Raw genomic sequence first — 16,324 nt, 5'->3', positions numbered from 1 at the left:
TGCCTCTCTGACTCTTAAGGTCATTCTTCTGGTACGGGTGATTGTAAGATGATGAATTGATATACAAAACCTCCCAAAAAATGGGAGGTAAATAAAATTGACTGTATATTGAAGTGTAATTCAATTATTTGTTGTTTTTGAGCCAGTCCAGTCTGCGATGATCAGGAAGATGTTTCACGCTGAAATTTTCGAAAACGGCATTAAAGCCTTCTCCGTCAGGGCATGCAGCCATTAAACCTACCATTACAGGAGTATTATCCTGAAAAGGAGCGTTTCGCATCATGATGTAGGTTTTATCATCAAAAGAATAGAATATTTCCACAGCATCCAGCTTTCTGACCGCTTTTATCCAGACGGCTGAAGGTGTCCTGTCTAAAGTGATTACACTCCAGTCGCTTTTCTGATGAGTCACCACAGTGCTGAGGTTATATCGGCCATCCACAAACTCCACTCCGGCTTTGATGTAATGATCTTTGTCGGTTCGCAGCATAAGGCCCATTTGGTCAAACCTGGCTTTATAGTTTCCCGTTATTTTCACTTTTGCTTCAAATTCGCCGCCATATGTGCTGAAATAAAAAGGAGCGTCATCTACAGTAAATCCATAATGTGAAATCCTCCAGTAATCACTTTGTGGCGTTACAAACATCGACAGGCTCTTATTTTTGATTTCCCACTTTTCAGGCTCGTTGAACCAGGTCATTTTTTCCAGTGTCTGTGCAGATGTCTTTTGAATAAGAAATAATACACAGAAACTTAAAATCAACTTCTTCATTTTTTACGGATAGGTTTTAAGGGTAATTGTTATTTTAGCAAAAGTATAGTTAAACATGTGTCGCGTCAATACTGATAAATAACCATTATGGAAATTCGTGAAGAACTGAGTCATCAATTGTTGGATAACACCCGGAATAAATGCCTGTTGGATGTAGAACTCTACAAACAGAGTGCAAATATGTACTCCCGGATGGAAGGAGCAATATCCGTACTGAGTGATATGCAGGCTGATAAAAGTTATATATACAAATCCGGTGCGGCGCTGCAGCTGGGATTGAGTCTTGATGAAAACCCGGCCGAAATTGAAACGATTTGGGAAGAAGAGATGTTGAAAAAGATACATCCCGATGATCGGCTAAAAAAATATATCCATGAGCTTCGTTTTTTCAAACTCTTGGGTTCCATGAGAAAAGATTTGCGCGGAGAGTATTGTGTCATGTCCAAGATCCGGATGAAAGACCGGAACAATGAATACAAGTGGGTAAAGCATCGCATGTTTTACATCTATTCTCCCAATAACGGTAAATTGAGGTTTGCGCTATGTCTTTATAATATTGCTCTGACCCAATTTGCCGTTTCCGATTTCCTGATTGTCAATACCGTTAGGGGCGAGGTGATTGTAAAGGATAAGTTGGATTATAAGAATATTTTAAGTCCCAGAGAACTTGAGATCCTGAAATTTGTAGGGGAAGGATATGCCAGTAAACAAATTGCAGATCTGCTTTCAATAAGCGTCAATACCGTAAGCAGACACCGCCAGAATATTCTTGAAAAACTGAAGGTGAAAAACTCTACACAGGCCTTTAAAGACAGTTTTTATTAATGCCGGTCAATAGAGTGTCCGAAAAGTTCACCATATGGTTTTGAATTCTTATTTTTAAATTTACATTTTCATATAAATAAGAATAAAACACAATGACACGAAGTGAAGAGATTGTCAGCCAGTATTTTGCCTTTTTGGAAAAACATATTCAGGAGGTGATTTCAGGAACAGTTCCTGAATTCATGGAAGTGAATGAGATAGCAGGAGAGCTTGCTGTTTCGCATAAACATCTTACGGATACCGTCAAAAAAGAAACCGGGCAGCATCCCTGTCATTTTTATGATGAAAAAATTATTCTTGAGGCAAAAAAATTATTGATCAGATCAGATCAGTCTGTCGCAGAAATTGCCCGCATGTTTACCTATGATCCTTCAAACTTTTCAAAATTTTTCAAAAAAATGACCGGATGTACTCCCGGAGAATTTAGAGTTTCAGGAAAATCTTAGTTGGTTTTGTGAAATATTATAACAGGGATCCAGTATTAGTGGTGTCTGTGGAAGATTTTATCTGGTTTTAAAAACTAAATAATACATAAATCGGACAGGTTAAAAACCTTTTTCTGTTCAGGTTGATTAAAAAAAAGTGAAAATAATCTTTTAAAAATGAGATGGTTGTAAAAAATAACCATCTTTTTTTATTGTTTCTTTAGTTATAATTCTTTATTGTTTGATTTTTTTTATTAAATTTAGGTAAAGAAAAACATGAAAATCCAATGAAAAAAGTATTTAAAAATAACAGGTATATTTAAAAAATTTGGTTTCCAAAGTATAAGAATGAAATTGTGATGTCGTTAATAACATTTAATTTCATCTTGAAGCTTACACCCTTTAAATAGTTATATATTTGTTTCTTCAAACCACATACAAACAAGATTAAGGATGAGCATCAATTTCGCAACAGCAACCTTCAGGGACTTCGAGAATATCCCGGATTATAACATGACTCAAAGAGCAGAGCTTTTTTATGAATTTCTGGAATATTTGAAGTCTAACGGACACGTAAATTACAGACTGAAAAATAACTCAAGTTGTAATTCGGTAATGAACGTAAATATAGATAATACATCGAAAGATTATATCAGCTTTGTTTCTAATGATTATCTTGGGTTTACCCAGCATCCTAAGGTGAAGCAGGCCGCTATAGACGGGATTATGAAATATGGAACGGGTGCCGGTGCTTCTCCGCTTATCGGAGGACATTTTTCTTATCACGACGATTTGGAGAAGAAAATTGCAACTTTCTTTGGGAGGAAAGACGGAGAAGCGGTAATTTTTACAACAGGATATACTGCAAATAGTGCCACTCTTCAGATTTTATTGCAAAAAGAAGATATTGCTATTATCGATATGGCGGTGCATACCAGTGTAAAGGAAGGATGTGTTTTTACCAATTCAAAAACATTTCCGCATAATAATTTGGAAGCTTTGGAACAGATTTTGATTAGGTCCCAAGATAAATTCCGTACCAAGCTAGTGATCATCGATGGTGTATATTCTCAGGATGGGGATATATCTCCTTTAAAAGAGATCTACGAACTGGTTAAGAAATATGATGCATATCTGATGGTAGATGATGCTCACGGTGTTGGTATTCTGGGTGAAACAGGTAGAGGAGCATTGGAAGAAGCAGGACTGATGGATAAGGTAGACTTCATTACCGGAACCTTCAGCAAAACATTCGGAAGCGTGGGAGGATATGTGATCTGTAACGAAAAGATAGCAACCTTTATCAAGTTTCAGTCACGTCAGCAGATATTTTCTGCGACAGCACCTCCTTCTATAATGGGAATTACCAAAGCCATAGAGCTTATTGATGAAGAACCGATGTGGCGAATGAAACTTTGGGAAAATATAAATTATTTTAAAAAAGGATTAAATGACATAGGTTTGGATACAGGAACTACCAGTTCAGCAATTGTCCCGGTTAAAATCGGAAATCAAAGCCTGACGGGAAATATTGGGAAGCTCCTTCTGGAAAAAGGAATTTATGCCAATGCCATAATGTATCCGGCCGTATCAAGAAAAGATTCAAGAATCAGAATGGCTGTAATGGCGACTCACGAGAGAAAACATTTAGATAAAACTCTAAATGCATTTGAAGATATCAATAATAAATTGCATATTGCAAAAAAATTTAATAACAACCATGCCTAGGAAAGTTGTACAAGGTCCTATCAGAGATAAAGAAAAGACCAAACAGAAACTGTTGGCCGCAGTTGGTAAGATTTTAAGAGTAAAAGGTTACTCTGGCCTAAAAGTAAGCAAAATCGCAGCAGTAGCTGGTTTTGATAAAAAATTAATCTATGAGTACTTTGGAAGTACCGATAAACTGATTGATGAATATATCAAATCTCAGGATTACTGGAGCAATAATCTTACAGCCGGTAATAATGCGGAGCTTGATTTTTCAGACGGAGGAAAAGCCCTGACTAAAAATGCTGTGATCAACCAATTTGAAAGCCTGAAAAAGAATAAAGAACTTCAGAAAATTATTCTTTGGGAACTTTCAGAACCTAAGCCTATTCTCAGAAAGCTTGCAGATGAAAGAGAAGAAATGGGGAATATGATCTTTAACAGTGTTATAGATCCTTATTTTGGAGAAGAGAAAGCAAAAAAGTTCAGAGCAATTATGGCATTGCTTATTTCCGGAGCTTACTATCTGAATATTCATACCGCAGCCAACGGAAGTACCTTCTGTGGTTTAGATATGAAAAGTGAAGACGGAAGATCCGAAATTGAAAAAGCAATTGGTGAGATCATCGAATTTGCTTATCAGAAATAATGCCTAAAAGTTTTCCGATTTGATCAGAAATAAGTTTTTCTTGATAATTTGAAAACTTTTAATTTTCAAATTAAAACTATATTTCTTATTTTTGGCCAATGGAAAATTTTATAGTATCTGCAAGAAAATATCGTCCTCAAGAGTTTGATACAGTTGTAGGACAATCTCATATTACGGATACTCTAGAACATGCAATTGAAGAGAGTCAACTGGCTCAGGCATTACTTTTTTGTGGTCCTCGTGGAGTAGGTAAAACTACTTGTGCCAGAATTCTGGCCAGAAAGATCAATGAAAAAGATGGCTCGGTTTCAGAAGACGGTTTTGCTTATAATATCTATGAGTTGGATGCTGCATCCAATAACTCTGTAGACGATATCAGAGAACTTATCGATCAGGTACGTTTTGCTCCTCAGGTAGGGCAATATAAAGTATATATTATCGATGAGGTGCATATGCTGTCTTCTGCCGCTTTCAATGCCTTCCTTAAAACGCTTGAAGAGCCGCCTGCTCATGCCATCTTTATTTTGGCAACTACAGAAAAGCACAAAATTATTCCTACTATCTTATCACGTTGTCAGATCTACGACTTCAAAAGAATTGTCATTGAAGATATTCAGGGACACCTAAGGAATATTGCTCAGAAAGAAAATATCCAGTACGAAGACGATGCTTTATATTTGATTGCTCAAAAAGCCGACGGCGCATTGAGGGATGCTCTTTCTATTTTTGACAGGCTCTCCACATTTTCCCAAAAGAACATTACTTTAGCAAAAGCAGCAGAAGTTTTAAATATTCTGGACTACGATCAATATCTCAATATTGTTGATCTGGCGAAGGAAAATAAAATTCCTGAAGTACTGTCAGCTTTTAATGAGATTGTAAAAAAAGGTTTCGATCCCCATATTTTTATCGCAGGATTAGGCAATCATTTTAGAGATTTAATGATGGCACAGAATGCTTCAACAATGGATCTGATTGAAGTGGGTGAGAAAACAAAGGTCAAATTTGTAGAACAGGGACAAAAGTGGGCCGCCCAGCAATTGATTGACGGTATTGAGATTTGTAATCATGCGGATATTAATTATAAGAATTCGAAAAACCCGAGACTTACCGTAGAAATTGCGTTAATGCAGCTGGCTTCCCTGACAGCTAATTTAAGCGATACTAAAAAAAAAAGTTCCTGATATTAGCGCCGTTTCTCAGTGAAAAACAGGAAGTAAAAATGCCTGAAAAAGCTCCTGAGAAAAAAGAAGTTACAACAGAACAACCCGCACCCTCTGAAAATGTTCAGGAGGCTGTAGTTACCAAAACAACCAAACCATTATCAAGACCCGGGATTTCTTCAGGCTTCAGCATTAATTCTTTTTTAAATAAAGAAGATAAAGCAGAGACCGCAGAAGATGTTGCCGTGAAAACCGATCACCTTCCTCAGAACCATTTTACAGATACCGATCTGCAAATGGAATGGAAGATCATGCTCAAACAGCTGCAGGTGAAAAATAATTTTGTTTTCAATGCAGTAAAAACTTTCAAACTGGAGAAAACTGATGAGCATAAAATCAAGGTTTTGTTCCCGTCTGACTCTGCAAAAGTAGAATTTGATAAAATAAGTGGAGAATTTTTTAATCATTTCAGAAGAAAAGTTCAAAACTATTCTATTGAGGTAGAATACCACAGAGACGTTGAAAATCTGAAGATTGAGGTCGTAACCAAAAGAAAAATATTTGAAAAATTCATTGAAAAAAATCCACTTTTAAAAGATCTTGATGATTTAATGAAGTTTGATTTGACATAATTTTTATATATTTGTCAAATCTTTCTTTGAAAAACAACTTTTTAACAGAAAGAAAATTTAATCAGAAACGCTAAAACAAGACATTTCCAGAAGAAAAATGGAAAAATTGACTCAACCATATCTGTCTTTTTTTGCACCCGCTAATTACTTCTTTAGCGGTTATTTTAGTTTTTCTGCTTCTTATTTTAGAAATTTTAGAACGTATTACCGATTTTATTGGTACTGTTAATAAAATTTCTTTCCAAAAAATACAGGAGAAGTAGAGCCCTTTTATTTTCCTGATTCCTTTAAACAACTTTGAACGGCATTTTTTGAAAAGAATTATAAAGTAAATTTTATAATCCAAGGGCTGTTGCTGTGAACTTTAAAAAAAATATATAAAACAATAAAATTTAGAAAATGAATTTAAAAGATTTGAAAAACGAGTGGATCAATGAGCTTACACAGCCATTAATGATCGCAGGACCATGCAGTGCAGAAAGTGAAGCTCAGATGCTTGAAACTGCCAGGAGGATCAAAGAATCCAACGCTCAGGTTTCTGTTTTCCGTGCCGGGATCTGGAAGCCTCGTACGAAACCTAATGGTTTTGAAGGAGTAGGAGTGATCGGTTTGAACTGGCTGAAAAAAGTAAAGGAAGAATACGGTTTTAAAACTGCCACCGAAGTTGCTAATGCCCACCACGTGTTTGCAGCCCTGGAAGCTGATGTAGATGTACTTTGGATCGGTGCACGTTCTACAGTAAATCCTTTTACCGTACAGGAAATTGCCATGGCGCTCAGAGGTACTGATAAACCGGTATTCGTTAAAAACCCTGTAAATCCGGATCTTGCATTATGGGCAGGAGCTTTGGAAAGACTTTTAGGTCAGGATATTAAAAATCTTGGGGTCATCCACAGAGGATTTTCTACTTACCAAAAAACAAAATACAGAAATAACCCCAACTGGCAGATTGCTCTTGATTTCAAAAGTCAGTTCCCCAATATCCCAATGTTGATTGACCCTTCTCACATCTGCGGAAACAGAACCGGATTAGCAGATATTACTCAGGAAGCCCTTAACGTAGGATACCAGGGAGCAATTATTGAGACCCACTGTAATCCTGATGAGGCATGGAGTGATGCAGCTCAGCAGATTACCCCTGAAGTACTGGCCGAACTGATCGGTAATTTAAAAGTTAGAAATACAAATCTTGCCGGTTTTGAGGGTGAAATGGGAAGACACAGAACTTTAATTTCTGATCTCGACTTCCAATTGATCGAACTTCTTTCACAAAGAATGAAAATTTCTGAGAAAATCGGTAAACTTAAGAAAGAAAACGATATCGCCATTTTCCAGCCTGAACGTTGGAAAGTGATCACTGAATATGCGACTCAAAAAGCTAAGGAAACAGGAATGTCTCAGGAGTTTATTGAGAAAGTATTTAAAGCAATTCACGAAGAATCTATTGAAGTTCAGAATAATATTATGATCGACAGAGATTAATCCTGTAGAATAAATATCAGACCTTAGAATCCGGGAAACCGGAAAGAAGCCTGATCTTTATTGATAGAACTCACCATACATAAAATTAGGGCTTAGGTATTGGGATCAATAGGAACTGAAAACATGTGTTTTTAAACCTATTTCCTGAATCCTAAGCCCTAATTCCTTATATTTGCACGAGTATTATCTATGAAAGGAAAAATCATTAAATCTACAGGCAGTTGGTACCAGGTTTTGGAATTGGAAACAAATAAAATTTTCGAGGCCAGGATCAGGGGGAAATTCAAATTAATAAAAACAAGACTTACCAATCCGCTGGCAGTAGGAGATTTCGTTGAGTTTCAACTTGAACAGGATGATATCGCATGGATTACCAAGATTGAACCCCGCAGAAACTACCTGATCAGAAAATCTGTAAACCTTTCAAAAGAAGCCCATATTATTGCTTCCAATATTGATCTGGCTTGTTTTATTTTTACATTAAAACATCCTGAAACATCATTAGGGTTTTTGGATCGTTTTCTGGCATGTTGTGAAGCATATAATATAAGTCCCGTTATCCTTTTCAATAAAATCGACGTATTGCACGAAGAAGAAATTGAAATTGTGAAAGATATTGAATTTCTCTATCAGGAGATAGGTTATGAAACGTTAGAAATTTCTTCCTATTCCAGATTGAACCTGGATGCGCTTCAGGAAATACTTAAAGATAAAACCTCAGTGTTCTTCGGCCACTCCGGTTGCGGAAAATCAACACTGGTCAATGCATTACAGCCCGGACTCAACCTTAAGACTTCAGAAATATCAGACACCCACCTAAAAGGAAAGCACACCACAACTTTTGCTCAAATGCACTTTTGGGATTTCGGAGGAAATGTAATTGATACTCCCGGAGTCCGTGAATTTGCGATGATTGATATTGAAAAAGAAGAAGTACAACATTACTTCCCGGAAATTTTCAAAAAAAGAGAAGCGTGTAAATTTCATAATTGTCTTCACATCAACGAACCGAAATGCGCTGTCATTGATGCTCTGGAAACGGGAGAAATTCAACATTCAAGATATTCCACTTACATTAAATTGATGGATGAAGCAGAAGAGGCTGCTCAAAAATAAAAAAAATACTCATCCATATTCTTACTTTGTTTTAAATAGGAAATTTTGTCACATAGAAACAGGTGGTGTCATATTTTTTATTCTTTAAACCTCCTTATTTGTTGAAGGGTTGATGTCATGCAAAAAATACGACATAATGGCGAGTACACTGTTGTCTATGGCTGTCTGGATTTGAAACCTTTGCAGCCTTTTAAAAGAGCTGAAATAAAATTAGGGAAACAGGAGAAGATAAAAAGGAACAATTTATCTCATTGTTTTAAAAAGAAGCAATACCATATTAATATGATTTAATATGGTTTTTTATTTTATTAAATTCTCAAAAAATTAACTAAATTATTGCAAATAAAAAACCCAGCCGAAGCTGGGTAAAAACTAATAACCATGAAAACTCAAATTAAACATGAGAATCGCAATAGAATAAACAATTACTGTGCCAAGTTTGATTCATGATTTCTTAATGAAAGTTATTTTTATGTTAAAAAAAAATTAAAATCAAAATCAAAGATATTTTTTGTAATTTTGCGGCATTAAAAAAATATACATATATGTCTAACATTACATTCACTATGATTAAGCCAGATGCAGTTGCTGACGGACATATCGGTGCAATATTGGGTAAGATTGCTGAAGGAGGTTTTAAGATCAAAGCTTTAAAACTAACTCAGCTTACAGTTGCTGATGCGAAAAAATTCTATGAAGTACACGCTGAGAGACCATTTTATGGTGAGCTGGTAGAATTTATGAGTTCTGGTCCTATTGTAGCTGCTGTTTTAGAAAAAGATAATGCAGTAGAAGACTTCAGAACATTAATCGGTTCTACTAACCCTGCAGAAGCTGCAGAAGGTACTATCAGAAAAATGTTTGCAAGAAGCATCGGAGAAAATGCTGTTCACGGTTCAGATTCTGACGAGAATGCTTTAATCGAAGCTCAGTTCCATTTTTCAGGAAGAGAAATTTTCTAAGAAAATTTTCTTACAAAATAAAAGATCCGGAGACCAGTCTCCGGATTTTGTTTTTTGTACAACCTGAGGTTTCTTTTAAAGGTTATTCTCAACAGCGCCCACTTTTTCCCTGTATAGTTCAAGAGGTTTATTCAGAAGAACTGCAATTACGGTCATACTTTTATCAAGTCTCTGCCTAGGAATATCAATATACATAATGCCCGGCCTTTCGCTCCAGTACAGTTTATTATAAATTTTATGATCTAATAAAGTGCCGTCACCTACAATCCTGATTCTTGCAATTTCATTTTTTATACCTTTTAAAGCGATAGGTCCTGCAGGTACTCCTTCTACAAAAAGATACAGCGTCTGCTGGTCTTTAGAAAGTGCACTCATGCCTGCATAGTGTCCGTCCGGTAGCCCTTTTTCAGTTTTAAAAAGAGCTTCAGCGTTTTTGCTGATCCAATTGATTGTTTCGGGATTTGTCTGGGCTGTTTTCTTTATCGGCATATCAAGTCCGTCAGCGGTCAATCCGGAATCAGCCAAACTGTTGTTCCCGTTATGCAAGGCATCTGCAATGTCATATGCCGCCAGCTTGGTATTTTTAATTTCGGATAATTCGGAGAGTGACTTTGGTTTCCTCCCCGGATTTTTAAGGAAAGTCGGAGGAGCGTCAAAAACAAGTTCTGCCACGGTCACATCTTTATCAAATTTTATCTTTGAAAAGTGAAGTGTCAGTGTTTTTTCCTGATTATAATCCATGTTGACAATGGCCTGGTCATCTCCCAATATTTTTACTGCACTTGGTTTTGTTGCTAAACCATATATCTTGGTAAAATCTTTGGCCTCTTCCAGATAGAGAAATAAAGACTTTTTTGAAGCTGAGAAGGATGATTTTCCCCGGTAATTTTCAAACGGAATTCCCCGGTCAGTTTCATAAATAGCCTTAGCATTCTTGGAAGTCCATCGTCCAAGATTCTTTAAGATCTCAGTTTGTTTTTCCGGAATCGTGCCATCAGCCTTGGGACCGATATCCAATAATAAATTACCGCCCATACTGATCACGTCTGCAAGGGTCCTGATAATCATATTGGGTGTTTTATAGTTGAGATCGTAAGGTTGGTATCCCCAGGAATCATTCATTGTATAGCAAAGCTCCCAATAAGGGGTTTGGGGGGCAATGACCGGAATTCCCTGTTCCGGGGTTTCATAATCTCCATGGGTACTCAGTCTTGAATTGATAATAATATCCGGGTTATATTTTTTCAGGAGATGTAAAGTCTGCGGAGCCTTCCATTCTTCAGATGTATGTTCCCAGTCCCCATCAAACCATAGTAGATCTGGGTTGTATTGCGATGAAAGCTCATTCAGCTGTGTCTGGTAATAACTTACAAAATTTTGCCAGCGACTGGGATCCGTTTTTATATCGTATCGCTTTTTTGTCCTTGTATTGATGTCATAGTAAGGATGGCTCCAGTCCGGAAGTGAAAAATAAAGTCCTGTTTTTAATCCTGAATTTTTAATTGCTGACACAAAAGGGCTTAAAACATCTTTTTTCGCTAAAGCATTATTGGGAACAGTGATTGCTTTTTCAGCCTTGGAATTCCAGAGAGAGACACCATCATGATGCTTGGTGGTGATAACGGCATATTTTGCTCCGGATTCCCTGATCAGGTCTGCCCACTGTGAAGGCTGGTATTGTGAAGCGGAGAATCCGTTTAATTGCTTCATATAATTGTCATGATTAACATAGTTGTTGAAAAATGACCATGATTCTGAAATACCATCAACAGAATAAATTCCCCAGTGAATAAAAACTCCTAATTTTGCGTTTTTAAACCATTCCATTTTTTGATTGTTGCCGACAGATTGAGCATATACGTCTGCATGAGATAAGCATACTGCCAATCCCAGCAAAACTGCTTTCATCGCCCTGTTCTTCATAGATATTTATTTTGGCATTAAATATAGAAATTTTGAGGCACAGAATAGATTTTCTCTAATGTTTATTGATCCATATCTTAGCAATTCTTTTTATTGTATCTTTAGTTTCAAGTGATTCATGCTTTTATTATGTTTTATCTAAAGTCAATATTATCATTCCTGTATATCTCTGGTGGGGTATGCTTATCTTTCGGACAATCGAATGGTTCAGCGGCAATGAGCATTCATAACCAGCAGATAAGGCAGGCGCAGGAAATGAGCAGACAGTTTCAACATATGAACAGGCCGTTAAGTCCCGCGGATTCTGTTTCACAAATTGATCAGCTCATCCAACGTCAGGAAGATCAACTTGTAAAAAATCTCAAAAAGAAAGAAAATAACACAACTAAAATTAACCAGAAAACAACCGAGCTTAATACGCTGCAAAACACAAGCCCTCAGGATACTAAAGCCATAGAAAAAGTAAGATTGAAAATACAAGCGTTATCTGGAAAGGACCGAGAAACAGCGTCTGATATTTCTGATCTTCAAAAGAGTATTGCAGAGCTGAAAGCTAGGAAAAGCGAAATCATAGGAAAATAACCAAAGGTTGAGAAAAGTTAATTATCTCATTGTCAGTAATTTGAATATTGGATAATGGAGGAGGGAACAATATAATATCAAGTGGAACGCTTGTTGTAAAACTTATGTAAAAATGACAATTATGAAAATTCCAACATTAGTAATGGCTGGTTTATTAGCGGTAGGAGTTTCTGCACAGACCACGAAGCCTGCCGGCCAAAGTAAAAAGCCTGTGAAAAAAGTAAAAAAAATCGTCAATCCCGAAGCTCCCGGTAAACCCAAACCGGCAACCCCCAAGGCTGTAGTAAAAAAAGATACATTGGTACGCGCTCCTTTTAATTGTCCGGCTTGCGGAATGGGATAATGATGAGAAAACCATTATTAGGATTATCGATGATGCCGGAAGCTGAATTTGTTTCTGCAGCTTTACCTTTGCTGCAAAACAATTCAGTAGAAGTATTGGAATGGTCATTCGATACCTTATTTAATACAAACGAACCGGACTGGCTCCGTGATCTGTTGAATTTTTATGCAGAGAATGATCGTTTAATAGGGCATGGTGTTTATTATTCTCTGTTTGACGCTCAATGGACCGACAGACAGGAAATATGGCTCAGCAGGTTGAAAGACGAAGTCAGCAAACGAAACTACAATCATATTACTGAGCATTTCGGATTTATGAATACTGAAAACTTTCACCAGGGAGTTCCGTTGCCCGTACCTTTGCACCCCATAACATTACAGATCGGACAAGACAGGCTTCAAAGGCTTCAGGACGCCGTCAATATACCTGTGGGAATAGAAAATCTTGCATTTTCTTTCTGCCTTGATGATGTTAAAGAACAGGGTGTTTTTCTTGAAAAACTGATAGACAATTCCGGGGGATTTCTAATTCTTGACCTTCATAATATGTATTGTCAGTCCTGTAATTTTGATGTGGATATACAAGAAATTATCAAGTTGTATCCTCTTCAAAAGGTGAAAGAAATCCACCTTTCGGGAGGCAGCTGGCAGGAGAGTGTTTATGGGAAAAAAATGATCCGCAGAGATACTCACGATCATACCATTCCGGAAGAAATATTTGCCATACTGCCGTTTGTACTCTCACACTGTGAAAATTTAGAATATATCATTATCGAAAGACTTGGTCACACGATAAAAACTAAAGAGGAAGAGGATGATTTTTTTTCTGACTTTATGAGGGTGAAAACAATGATAGACTCTTCGGCGGGTCATGAAAGGCAGGGAGATTTATGGATAAAAAAAGAATTTGAACTTTCAAAATATCCTGTTGAAGACCCTGTTTTATATGAAGAACAGTCAAGGCTTACAAAATTGTTGTTTGACGGTACACATGTAGATTCCATTAAAACTGAAAATTTTCATTATTTTAATACTGCCGGCTGGGATCCTGAAATGATATTTACAGCTCAGGAAATTATAAAAAAATGGAATCCCTATTAAATATACTAATCATCACAAATCAAATTATATGAAAATGGCAACTCTTTTATTACTTGGTACTGCTGTGCTTACAGCCCTTATAGCGGGTTTGTTCTATGCATATTCCTGCTCTGTTGTACTTGGGCTCGGAAAACTTTCCGATGCTGAATATCTCAAAGCGATGCAAAATATCAACAGGGAAATACTCAATCCGGTTTTCTTTATGAGCTTTATGGGAACAGCGATCCTTCTTCCGGTATCTGCTTTTGTGTTTCGGGGGCAGCAACCAACGTTTGTCTTGCTTTTACTGGCAACCTTAGCCTATTTGATAGGTGTTTTTGGAGTAACAGCAGGAGGAAATGTTCCGATGAATGATATTCTTGATAAGTTTGATATTGCGGGCTCTTCGGCAGAAGCTCTTAAGCAAATGCGGGATAATTTTGAAAGCAGATGGAATTTTCTGAATAATATAAGAACCGTTTTTTCCATAATCAGTATTACCCTGGTGGTTTGCGCCTGTATTTGGAATAAAGAAGTTTAAGAATTTAAGTGAAAGTACTTACTTATAAATTCCGTATTTCTACGGATGGATCGTAAGGGTTTTATCCGGATCTTTGTCTTGTTACCAGGAAGGAAGTTAAGTATTTAAAATAATATTGAAAAATAATAACCAGGAAGATTCTGATCTCAATGAGAAAAAGGCAGCCCCAATAGAGCTGCCTTTTTCTTTATTATCAAAAATGACCTTAAATTTTTAAAAGCTCAATCGTTCTCTCCGGGCTTTCTGCAGAAAATACTGCATTTCCGGCAACAAGAACATCGGCTCCGGCTTCAAATAGTTTGGAAGCATTATCAAGGTTTACACCGCCATCTACTTCAATTAGAGCTGTAGAATTGTTGCTTACAATAAGATCTTTCGTTTCAGCAATCTTTTTATAGGTGTTTTCAATGAATTTCTGACCTCCGAATCCGGGGTTTACACTCATTAATAAAACCAGATCCACATCAGCAATAATGTCTTCAAGCATCAGAACTGGAGTAGAAGGATTCAGAACAACCCCTGCTTTCGCTCCTTTACTCTGGATATGGTGAATGGTTCTGTGAAGGTGTGTACATGCTTCATAATGTATGGAAACAAGGTCTGCACCATGGTTGATAAATTCATCAACATACTTTTCCGGCTCAACGATCATCAAATGGACGTCTACAAATTTTTTAGCATGCTGTTGAACCGTTTTCATCACAGGAAAACCAAATGAAATGTTGGGAACAAATCTTCCGTCCATCACATCGATGTGGAACCAGTCGGCCTGAGATCTGTTTAACATTTCAATATCTCTTTGCAGATTCCCAAAGTCTGCAGATAAAAGGGATGGAGCAATAAGCTTCGTTTTCATTTTTACTTTTTATACTTTTACTTAGATTTCAGATATTAGACATCAGACATCAGACATCAGACATCAGATATTAGACATCAGATAAAAGACGTCAGATATTAGATTTAGAATGCTGTTGTTATAGTCTGGCATCTGATATATGACCTCTGGTGTCTTTAATGATACTTCAGTTTCATTTCCGGCTTGATCTTCAGGATCGTTTCGTAGATAAGTTTGATCACATTACCTACGTCTTCCTTAGAAACCATTTCTACCGTTGTATGCATATAACGCAAAGGTAAGGAAATTAAAGCACTTGGTACACCGCCGTTTGAATGGGCAAACGCATCAGTGTCGGTTCCTGTAGCTCTGCTGGCAGCTGCTCTCTGGAAAGGTATTTTTTTATTTTTGGCAGTATCGATGATTAGCTCCCTGATCGTATGATGAATACTTGGTGCGAAGAATACCACAGGGCCGTCCCCACACTTCTGATCACCTTCTTTTTTCTTTTCAATCATGGGAGTGGTGGTGTCGTGGGTAACGTCTGTAACGATTGCAATATTGGGCTTGATTGTATCAGCAATCATATCCGCTCCATATAAACCTACTTCTTCCTGTACGGAGTTGGTGATATAAAGACCAAAAGGAATAGATTTCTTATTTTCTTTTAAGAGTCTTGCCACTTCAGCAATCATAAAACCTCCGATTCTGTTGTCCAGGGCTCTGCAGACAAAATATCTGTCGTTCATTTCAAAGAATTCATCAGGGTAGGTGATCATGCACCCTACAAAGATTCCCATTTCTTCCACTTCTTTTTTGGAAGTTGCCCCACAATCGATGAATATATTCTCGATTTTAGGAGTAGGTTCGTTCTGGTTGCTTCTGGTGTGGATAGCCGGCCATCCGAATACCCCTTTTACTATCCCGTTTTCTCCGTGAATATGAACTACTTTAGAAGGTGCAATGGTCTGGTCTGAACCTCCGTTTCTGATCACGTAGATCAGTCCGTCATCCGTAATATAATTGACATACCATGAGATTTCGTCGGCATGAGCTTCTATCACTACTTTGAATTCAGCCTCAGGATTAATGATGCCATAGCACGTTCCGTAATGATCTACTTCTATTTTGTCAACATAGGGTCTGATGTAATCCATCCAGACTTCCTGTCCTTTGTGTTCGTAACCGGTTGGTGATGAAGTGTTTAAATATTTTTCTAAAAATTTCAAAGATTTCTTTTCAAATTTCATAAAAAGGAATGATTTTTGCGTTCAATTTTTGTTCTTAT

The 16,324-nt window shown here is 37.0% G+C and carries 17 protein-coding genes; 13 read left to right on the top strand and 4 right to left on the bottom strand.

Annotated features, from left to right (window positions below):
- Positions 1-124: 124 nt before the first annotated feature.
- Positions 125-772: a DUF1349 domain-containing protein gene (locus M030_RS0121500; protein ID WP_027375298.1), complete on the bottom strand. Its 648-nt coding sequence runs from the start codon at positions 770-772 to the stop codon at positions 125-127.
- 87 nt (positions 773-859) lie between these two features.
- Between M030_RS0121500 and M030_RS0121495 the strand changes: the two genes are divergently transcribed.
- The 9 genes from M030_RS0121495 (at position 860) to M030_RS0121450 (ending at position 9,733) form a co-directional block, all read left to right on the top strand.
- Positions 860-1,597 carry a response regulator transcription factor gene (locus M030_RS0121495; RefSeq protein WP_027375297.1) on the top strand — a complete coding sequence of 246 codons (738 nt, stop codon included), beginning with the start codon at positions 860-862 and terminating at the stop codon, positions 1,595-1,597.
- A 92-nt stretch (positions 1,598-1,689) separates the two neighbouring features.
- Positions 1,690-2,043: a helix-turn-helix domain-containing protein gene (locus M030_RS0121490; protein ID WP_027375296.1), complete on the top strand. Its 354-nt coding sequence runs from the start codon at positions 1,690-1,692 to the stop codon at positions 2,041-2,043.
- Between the two features lie 432 nt (positions 2,044-2,475).
- Positions 2,476-3,750 (top strand): aminotransferase class I/II-fold pyridoxal phosphate-dependent enzyme, encoded by a 1,275-nt coding sequence (locus M030_RS0121485; protein WP_027375295.1) that lies wholly within the window; start codon positions 2,476-2,478, stop codon positions 3,748-3,750.
- The gene (locus M030_RS0121480) at positions 3,743-4,378 is read left to right on the top strand and encodes a TetR/AcrR family transcriptional regulator (RefSeq protein ID WP_027375294.1); all 636 of its coding nucleotides are present in this window, start codon (positions 3,743-3,745) and stop codon (positions 4,376-4,378) included. The genes M030_RS0121485 and M030_RS0121480 overlap by 8 nt, the downstream gene beginning before the upstream one ends.
- Before the next feature lie 98 nt (positions 4,379-4,476).
- Positions 4,477-5,562, top strand: coding sequence for a DNA polymerase III subunit gamma/tau (gene dnaX, locus M030_RS0121475; protein ID WP_027375293.1), 1,086 nt, complete (start codon positions 4,477-4,479; stop codon positions 5,560-5,562).
- Between the two features lie 38 nt (positions 5,563-5,600).
- Entirely contained in the window at positions 5,601-6,173 is a 573-nt protein-coding gene (locus tag M030_RS25950; protein ID WP_228375325.1) for a hypothetical protein, read from the top strand.
- Between the two features lie 399 nt (positions 6,174-6,572).
- Positions 6,573-7,655, top strand: coding sequence for a chorismate mutase (locus tag M030_RS0121465; RefSeq protein WP_027375291.1), 1,083 nt, complete (start codon positions 6,573-6,575; stop codon positions 7,653-7,655).
- Between the two features lie 189 nt (positions 7,656-7,844).
- Positions 7,845-8,771: a ribosome small subunit-dependent GTPase A gene (rsgA, locus tag M030_RS0121460; RefSeq protein ID WP_027375290.1), complete on the top strand. Its 927-nt coding sequence runs from the start codon at positions 7,845-7,847 to the stop codon at positions 8,769-8,771.
- A 545-nt stretch (positions 8,772-9,316) separates the two neighbouring features.
- A complete protein-coding gene (locus M030_RS0121450; protein WP_034722935.1) occupies positions 9,317-9,733 on the top strand; it encodes a nucleoside-diphosphate kinase in 417 nt (138 codons plus the stop codon).
- A 75-nt stretch (positions 9,734-9,808) separates the two neighbouring features.
- Here the strand turns inward: M030_RS0121450 and M030_RS0121445 are convergent, their stop codons facing one another.
- Positions 9,809-11,656 (bottom strand): alpha-L-fucosidase, encoded by a 1,848-nt coding sequence (locus M030_RS0121445; RefSeq protein WP_027375289.1) that lies wholly within the window; start codon positions 11,654-11,656, stop codon positions 9,809-9,811.
- 216 nt (positions 11,657-11,872) lie between these two features.
- Between M030_RS0121445 and M030_RS0121440 the strand changes: the two genes are divergently transcribed.
- The 4 genes from M030_RS0121440 to M030_RS0121425 all read left to right on the top strand — a co-directional run bounded on the left by M030_RS0121440 (position 11,873) and on the right by M030_RS0121425 (position 14,201).
- Positions 11,873-12,238, top strand: coding sequence for a hypothetical protein (locus M030_RS0121440; protein ID WP_027375288.1), 366 nt, complete (start codon positions 11,873-11,875; stop codon positions 12,236-12,238).
- A 121-nt stretch (positions 12,239-12,359) separates the two neighbouring features.
- Positions 12,360-12,581: a hypothetical protein gene (locus M030_RS0121435; RefSeq protein ID WP_123840957.1), complete on the top strand. Its 222-nt coding sequence runs from the start codon at positions 12,360-12,362 to the stop codon at positions 12,579-12,581.
- A gap of 2 nt (positions 12,582-12,583) precedes the next feature.
- Positions 12,584-13,681: a DUF692 family multinuclear iron-containing protein gene (locus M030_RS0121430; RefSeq protein WP_027375286.1), complete on the top strand. Its 1,098-nt coding sequence runs from the start codon at positions 12,584-12,586 to the stop codon at positions 13,679-13,681.
- Positions 13,682-13,715: 34 nt separating this feature from the next.
- On the top strand, positions 13,716-14,201 hold the full coding sequence (locus M030_RS0121425; protein WP_228375322.1) for a DUF1772 domain-containing protein: 486 nt from the start codon (positions 13,716-13,718) through the stop codon (positions 14,199-14,201).
- A 205-nt stretch (positions 14,202-14,406) separates the two neighbouring features.
- Here M030_RS0121425 and rpe read toward each other — a convergent pair whose 3' ends face one another.
- Both rpe and M030_RS0121415 read right to left on the bottom strand, forming a co-directional pair.
- A complete protein-coding gene (rpe, locus tag M030_RS0121420) occupies positions 14,407-15,057 on the bottom strand; it encodes a ribulose-phosphate 3-epimerase (protein WP_027375284.1) in 651 nt (216 codons plus the stop codon).
- 155 nt (positions 15,058-15,212) lie between these two features.
- The gene (locus M030_RS0121415; protein WP_027375283.1) at positions 15,213-16,286 is read right to left on the bottom strand and encodes a M42 family peptidase; all 1,074 of its coding nucleotides are present in this window, start codon (positions 16,284-16,286) and stop codon (positions 15,213-15,215) included.
- Positions 16,287-16,324 lie beyond the last annotated feature (38 nt).

Origin of the sequence: Chryseobacterium sp. UNC8MFCol (assembly GCF_000482305.1) — a bacterium.
Lineage (GTDB): Bacteria > Bacteroidota > Bacteroidia > Flavobacteriales > Weeksellaceae > Chryseobacterium > Chryseobacterium indologenes.
This window is presented reverse-complemented; position numbering and strand designations above follow the sequence as displayed.